This is a genomic window from Flavobacterium sp., from assembly GCF_029242675.1.
Classification (GTDB): domain Bacteria; phylum Bacteroidota; class Bacteroidia; order Flavobacteriales; family Flavobacteriaceae; genus Flavobacterium.
The window spans coordinates 1-7,321 of record NZ_JAQWTM010000381.1; the positions used below are offsets into that span (position 1 = coordinate 1).

Genomic DNA, 7,321 nt, shown 5'->3' on the forward strand with positions numbered 1-7,321 from the left:
GCAATAATCTGCGCTTCTTTTTTACCATCAATAATTTCAATTTTAATGTTGGCTTTGTCTTGAATTAAATCTGCAACTTCCTTACCGTTATATGCTTCCCGCATAGCTGAAGTAGCGTACGCTCTGTAATCTTGTACTTTATGTACTTTCATGAGGAGATGAAATGCTTTCATGGCATCACACATCCTATCAATATTTTCATCAGAAATCTCTCCTACGGTAAATGCATCTTGCCCTAAACGAATAGGTACGCGCACGAGTGAGCTTTTGTTAAATTGCGTTTCTTTACCTTCTTGTTCTACAATATTCACAACTAAAAGTCGCATGGCGTTAGATCCAATATCGATTGCTGCGTATTTTTTAATTTTAATCATAACGTATTTGTGTGTATTGGGACGTTAAAAAACGTTATTTCATTATTAAATATGGTCTTCATTCACCACATTAACTTTCGATTGATAATATTTGTACGTTTCAAGTTGAGCCCTAAAAACAGGTTCACCATTACTATCTCTGTATTTATTATCTAAATTTTCAGAATGGTACCTGGCCTTGACATTACCTTTCCATCCTAAATCAAAATTTTCAATAAGCTCCTTTTTAATTTCTTGGTCGTATATTGGACAGGTAACTTCCACTCTTCCGTCCAAATTTCTTGTCATAAAATCAGCTGAAGAGATATAAACCTCTGTTTGTCCTGCATTACCGAATATATATATTCTAGAATGTTCCAAATAATTATCAACTATACTAATTGCTTCAATATTGGCACTCATGCCCTTCACACCCGGAATCAAGGAACAAATACCTCTAACCTCTAATTGAATTTTTACACCGGCATTACTAGCCTCATATAATTTATCAATCATTCCAAAATCAGAAAGACTATTCATTTTTAACTTGATATAGGTTTTTCTTCCTGCCAAAGCATGCGAAATTTCTCTATCAATTAGCTTATAAAATCGGCTACGGGTGTAGTGAGGAGATACAATTAAGTGCTTATAACGGTGAATACGATAGTTGATATTAAAAAATTCAAATATTTTAGTTATATCTTTTAAAATTTGTTGATGACTCGTAAATAAGGTCACATCAGTGTAAATTTTCGCAGTGGCTTCATTAAAATTACCTGTTGAAATAAAACCATACCTTTTGGTCTTGCCTTCTTCATTTCTCTCGATAACACATATTTTGCTGTGTACTTTCAACCCTTTAATTCCAAAAATTAAATTAATCCCTTCGGTTTGCATCTGCTCCGCATACGATATATTTGAAGCTTCATCAAAACGTGCTTGCAGCTCAATTTGTACGGTAACCTTTTTACCATTTTTAGCTGCATTGATCAAGGAACTTACAATTTGAGAATTTTTTGCCAGTCGGTAAAGCGTAATACTGATAGAAGTCACCTTTGGATCTAAAGCTGCTTCGCGTAAAAACTTAGTCAGATAAGAGAAAGATTGGTACGGAGCGTTTAACAGATAATCTTTCTTACTGATTTTTTCCAAAATACTACCTTCAAGATCTAAGCCTGGAACCGGTAATGAAACATTTTTTTTGTACAATAAATCATATCTACCTAGGCTAGGAAAATCCATATAATCGCGTCGGTTATGATACCTACCACCAGGAATTATACTATCTGTAGATACAATTTTCATCTTTTCAAGAAAAAAAGAAAGTGTATCTGCTTCGATCAATTGATCATAAATAAAACGTACTGGTTCTCCTACTCGCCTTTCCTTAACACTGGTTGAAATTTTCTCCAGCATACTTTTACTCAAGTCACTATCAATATCTAATTGGGCATCTCTACTAATTTTAATCATGTGAGCTGAGACACTTTCGTAATCAAAAATATTAAAAATACCCTCGAGGTTGTGTCTAATCACATCATCAATTAAAATCACATATTGATTATGATCAGATGAAGGTAGAACAACAAATCGATTCATTGTCTTAGGTATTTCTATGATGGCATAACGCACTTCAGCATCCTTTTTCATCACCAATTTAACAGCTAAATAACCGATATTATCTCTCAATAAAGGAAATTCGGCTAAATCATTTAAGATAATAGTTACTAATTCTGGACTCAATTTTTGAATAAAAAAGTCTTTCAAAAATATTTCTTGCTCTTCAGAAATTTCATTTTCATTAATAATAAAAATATTTTCAGTCTCCAATTTAGTTTCTATTTCTTTCAAAATAAGCAAACTTTCTGTTTGATGCTCTATTACAATTTCGGTAATATCTTTAACTAATTGCTGAGCCGAAATACCGCCAAGGATTTTCTCTCCCGTTTTCCCCGATAAACTTAATCTGCGAATAGCCGCAAAACGAACTCTAAAAAATTCATCTAAATTATTTGAAAAAATTCCTAAAAAGCGCAATCGATCTAGTAGTGGGACTGAATCATCAGCTGCTTCTTGAAGTACTCTTGCATTAAATGCTAACCAACTTTTCTCTCTGTCAATATATTTTTTTTGTAACACTAGGGTAATTATTTTAAGTCTTTTGGGTTTACTATTTTATTGGTCTTTCCTTTACTAATCTTTGTCCAACAATTGGTATCAAAAGAAATTGATACAAATCCTGCTGTGGGTACATTAGTTATTAAAACATCCCCAAATTTATTAACAAAATCTGTAATAGCTGCATTATGACCAAAAAGAATAACATTATCGGCTACTTTATCAAAAGATTTAATGATTTTTTCTAATTGCTTCCCGTCAAACGTGTACAATTGCTTGCTAAATACAATACTTTCAACAGGAAAATGAATATTTTGCGCAAAAATTATTGCCGTCGAGGCAGCTCTTTTTGCTGTACTACTACAAATAGTAAAAGACTTCGGCAAAAATTCATGAACATTAGAGGAAACCAAATGAGCATCATCAATACCTCGCTTTTCTAGTAAACGATCAATGTCATTAACTGGACTGTCCCAGCTAGATTTTGCGTGTCGAATCAAGATTAAGTTTTTCATAATTTGAACTTTTAATTTGATAAAGTAAATAAATTAGCTAGATTATAATGAAAAGATTTAGCTGAACGTAAGTTAAATGAATTATTTTAGAAAGGAGTACAACTACCACTACAATTTTTTTACTTTGAAAATCACAATGGTAAAATTCCTTTAATTATTTAATAAATTACCTACATAAATACACTTTATCGGTAAATTTATGCTTTTTATCGATGTTTTTATCATGAATTTAGAAACAAACTAATATATTTGAATAAAATTTTGAATATTAAGTGTTTTTACAGTTCAAAAATATTTTGTAGTTCAAATTGTACTTAAAAAAAAAGAGGAAGATGAGTAAAAATAAACACTTTAACGGCTATATAGGTATTTGACAGAGAAATTAATCGTAAAAAAAAAAATATTTAACTACTTTTGTTTAGTTAGTGTTTAGTGTGAAATTAACGATGTAACCAAGAAAAAGATTTACAATGTAAATTTCCGTTTCTTAACAAATTCATCGCAGGAAGAAAATTCAACATTTTTTGAACATACAAAACCAGATCCAACGTGATAACGTAAATCGAAGTACAATTCAAAACAACCTACAAAAGTTGTAAATATACATAAGAATAACCTAATACAAATTTTAACCATTTGTAATAGTTTACAAAATATTAATCTTGAAAGATTATAAAAATTTAAGATGTAAAGAAGTATGAAAGAAAATTACCTACAGTCTGATGTTACAACGAAAAATGCATTTTTTAAATTCATCTTATTTTTCGTACTTATGCTATCATTTGGTAATACATTTGCGCAAACAACTACACGTTACCAGTCCGTCATTAAAGGTGGCGCAACGTTGTTTGGTAACTCATGGTATTACAGCACTCAATTTTCCAATAATACTTCCGTCGCAAGAGACGACTTCCGACTTAATCCTGATGTTGATACTGATCCTACGACTACATTGTCTACTAGTTCAGACTTAATTTTACCTCCTGGTTCTACTATAGAAAGAGCGTATTTATCAGTTGAAAAAGCTATTAGCGGAGGTGCCATAACATCTGTAAAATTCAAGGCGCCAGGATCGCCTTCTTACACAGTTTTGAACGCAAGTACTTCGTTATCCAACAAAAATAGTAGTGGCACTTATCAAGCTATTTGGGATGTTACTTCAATGATGCCAACCAATGGTTACGTTAGTGTTGCTTCAGGAGGAACTGCTGGAAGGTATTTTCTTGCTGATCCTTTACCAAATTCAACAACGCTTCCAATGGGGGGCTGGTCAATAATAGTTGTTTACAGCAATGCTAATTCACCAGCAAGAAATATTACAGTCGCTGATAATTGGCAAGTTTTTAATAATACTACAGTAGATACAGATGTAAATAATGTCACTGTGCCAGGATCAGGTAGTATAAATGCTATTGTAGGTATTACAGGTACTTATGGTGATAGAAATTATCCTGATGACATACAATTTGGTACAACAACAGGGGCCTTAACAAATTTAGCAGATCCAAGTACTGGCGCAACTGGTGATGCTTTAAATAGCAGTATTGCCATGTCTGCCAATAATAACGTTTCAGCGGATGGTGGTCCAGCAATAAGTGGGAATATCATTACCCGAAACCCAGTTAGTGCCGGTCACTTATATGGTCGTGCTGAAGCATGGGATTACGATGCAGATATTTTTGATGCATCAAACATATTACCTAATTCTAACAATCCAATTAATATAAGGTTAAGACAACGATCCACTCCTTTTAATGTACCTGATGTACTTATTTCTGGTTCCTATTTTATATCGATTGATGTTACGGCACCAACTTTAACTAAAACAGTTTCTCCTTCGGTTATTATCGATGGGGGAATTGCTACATATACATGGGTAGTAGAAAATACTTCAACAGGGGCGGCACTTTTACAAAATTTAGGTTTTGTAGATACTTTACCAAGTAAAATTAAAATTGCAGCTAGTCCACAAGTGACAACAACTTATACAGGAGGAGGTTCTGGAGCAACAGTTACGGCAGTTGCAGGTTCTGGTAATTTTTCTGTTTCGGGATTAAGGCTACCTGGAGGAGCTACAGCTACTTTTACAGTTAAAATAACAAATGTAGCCGGTCAGTACAACACTTCATGCTCAGGTAATCCATCTGCTTTTACAAACAGTATTTCTAATGTAACAACGACGGGAGGGATCGCATCAAATTTTACGCCTCAATGTCTTATTGTAAATCCAGATTGTTCAGCTTTTGTGTTAAAAGTCAATAATCCAACTGCGGTTTGTTCGCCTTCTACAGTTAATTTGACGGCAGCAGCAATTACAGCAGGTACTTCATCAGGAACCACATTTACCTATTGGACAAACGCGGCTGCAACATCTTCTTACGCAACCCCAACAGCTGCAACAGCAGGTACATACTATATTAAAGGTACAAACGCAATTGGGTGCTCAGATGTAAAATCTGTGGTTGTGACAGTAAACGCAACGCCAGCTACTCCAACGTTGAGTCCTGCTACTCATCCAAGTTGTACGACATCAACGGGTAGTTTTACAATCACTAATTATGTTGCTAGTAATACCTATACAATAACTCCTTCAGTTGGAGTAACAAGATCCGGTAACACGGTCACTGCTCCGTCAGGAACTTACACGGTAATAGCAGCTACTTCGTCGTGTACTTCTACTGCTTCTAGTAGTGTTGAAATTTTACCAAATCCTCAAACAAGTCTTGATACTGATGGTGATGGAATTTCCGATATATGTGACGAAGACGACGATAACGACGGTATTTTGGATATTAATGAATTAAATTGTCCAAGTGGCTTTATTGCTTTAGAGCAAACATTCGACAATAACACTGCTAACCCTGGTACCGTAAATAATGTTTATAATTATGGAGACGTAACAGGAACTTTTAAATATGAACTTAAAGGAGGCGCTACCTGGAACTCGGGTGTAAATAGTCAAACCTCTGCGGGGGTAACTGGAAGCTATATCAATGTTCAAGCAAATAATACTGATTTCCCAACTAATAAAGTTGCTGTCTACACCCTAACTTTTAGTAAACCTATTTATAATTTAAATTTTAAGTTAAGCGGAATAGATAATAATGATAGAGCTGATTTAACTGCAAATAACTCCGGAGTTAATGTACCTGTTTCTATTACAGATATTAATTTAACAAGTGGAGGAGTCTTTATAGGACAATCGGTTAGTAGTAATAATGGTGTAGGTAATGCACCTGCAAATAGTGTTACTATAAATAGTACAGGACCAATAAACCAAATAATTATTACAACTGCCAAAAATGGTGGAAATCCTGCAAATATTTCTTTACAGATTAATGAATTAAGTTATTGTATTGCAATAGACTCAGATGCTGATGGAGTACCAAATCATTTAGATTTAGATTCTGATAATGATGGTTGTTCAGATGCTAATGAATATTATAATTTATCTACTGCCGATGGTGGAGATGGAGGAGTTTATGGAACTGGAACACCAGCTATTAATACTAATGGAACTGTTAAAGCAGCTTCGTATACAGGATCATATACTAATGTAATTGCTGCGGGATCAGCAAGTACTATTGCTACTGCAGGACAGCCTACAAATCAAACGGCATCAACAACATTTACTGCCGCTTTTACAGTAACTGCTACTGGTGGATCAGGAACAACTCAGTATCAATGGCAAGTAGATAGCGGTTCTGGATTTGTTAATGTAACCAATGGAACTATATATTCGAATGCTACAACAGCAACATTAAGTTTAAAAAATATCACTTGCGATATGAATGGCTACAAATACCGTGTCATAGTTAGTCAATCAAACTATATTTGCGGAAATGTAACTTCTAGTTCAGCCACTTTAACAGTGCCTAATAATACAGTATCAGCAGCATCATCAACACCAAATTTGTGTATTAATACTGCTTTAACTGCGATTACGCATACAACAACAAGAGCAACTGGAATTGGAACTGCTACAGGTTTACCTGCAGGAGTTACAGCGTCTTTTGCATCCAACACAATTAGTATTAGTGGTACTCCAACGGCTGCAGGAACATTTGACTACACAATCCCTTTAACAGGCGGTTGTGGCACAGTTAGCGCTACAGGAACTATTACCGTAAGTGCTCCAGTAGCACAAACAGTAACAGGAACAAATACAGTGTGTGTTGGAAACACCACTACTTTCTCTAGTACTACCTCAGGAGGAACATGGTCTAGTGCCTCACCAACGGTAGCTACAGTAAATTCAGCTTCAGGTGTTGTAACTGGAGTTGCAGCAGGAACTAGTGTAATCAATTATAGTGTAACCACTACAGGTGGTTGTGT

General features: G+C 34.6%; 3 protein-coding genes and 1 pseudogene. 1 reads left to right on the forward strand and 3 read right to left on the reverse strand.

Going from position 1 to position 7,321, the window contains the following annotated elements:
* From P8M54_RS13990 to P8M54_RS14000, 3 genes and pseudogenes are all read right to left on the reverse strand, one after another.
* Positions 1 to 374 (reverse strand): annotated as a pseudogene (locus tag P8M54_RS13990) (exopolyphosphatase); the annotation flags it as partial.
* Between the two features lie 45 nt (positions 375 to 419).
* Complete coding sequence (ppk1, locus tag P8M54_RS13995) at positions 420 to 2,492, reverse strand: polyphosphate kinase 1 (RefSeq protein WP_300288585.1); 2,073 nt, start codon at positions 2,490 to 2,492, stop codon at positions 420 to 422.
* 8 nt (positions 2,493 to 2,500) lie between these two features.
* A complete protein-coding gene (locus tag P8M54_RS14000) occupies positions 2,501 to 2,986 on the reverse strand; it encodes a histidine phosphatase family protein (RefSeq protein ID WP_300288586.1) in 486 nt (161 codons plus the stop codon).
* A gap of 697 nt (positions 2,987 to 3,683) precedes the next feature.
* On the opposite strand from P8M54_RS14000, the gene P8M54_RS14005 reads away from it, so the two are divergent.
* Positions 3,684 to 7,321 (forward strand): hypothetical protein (locus P8M54_RS14005; protein ID WP_300288587.1); only part of this gene is annotated, 3,638 nt, incomplete at its 3' end.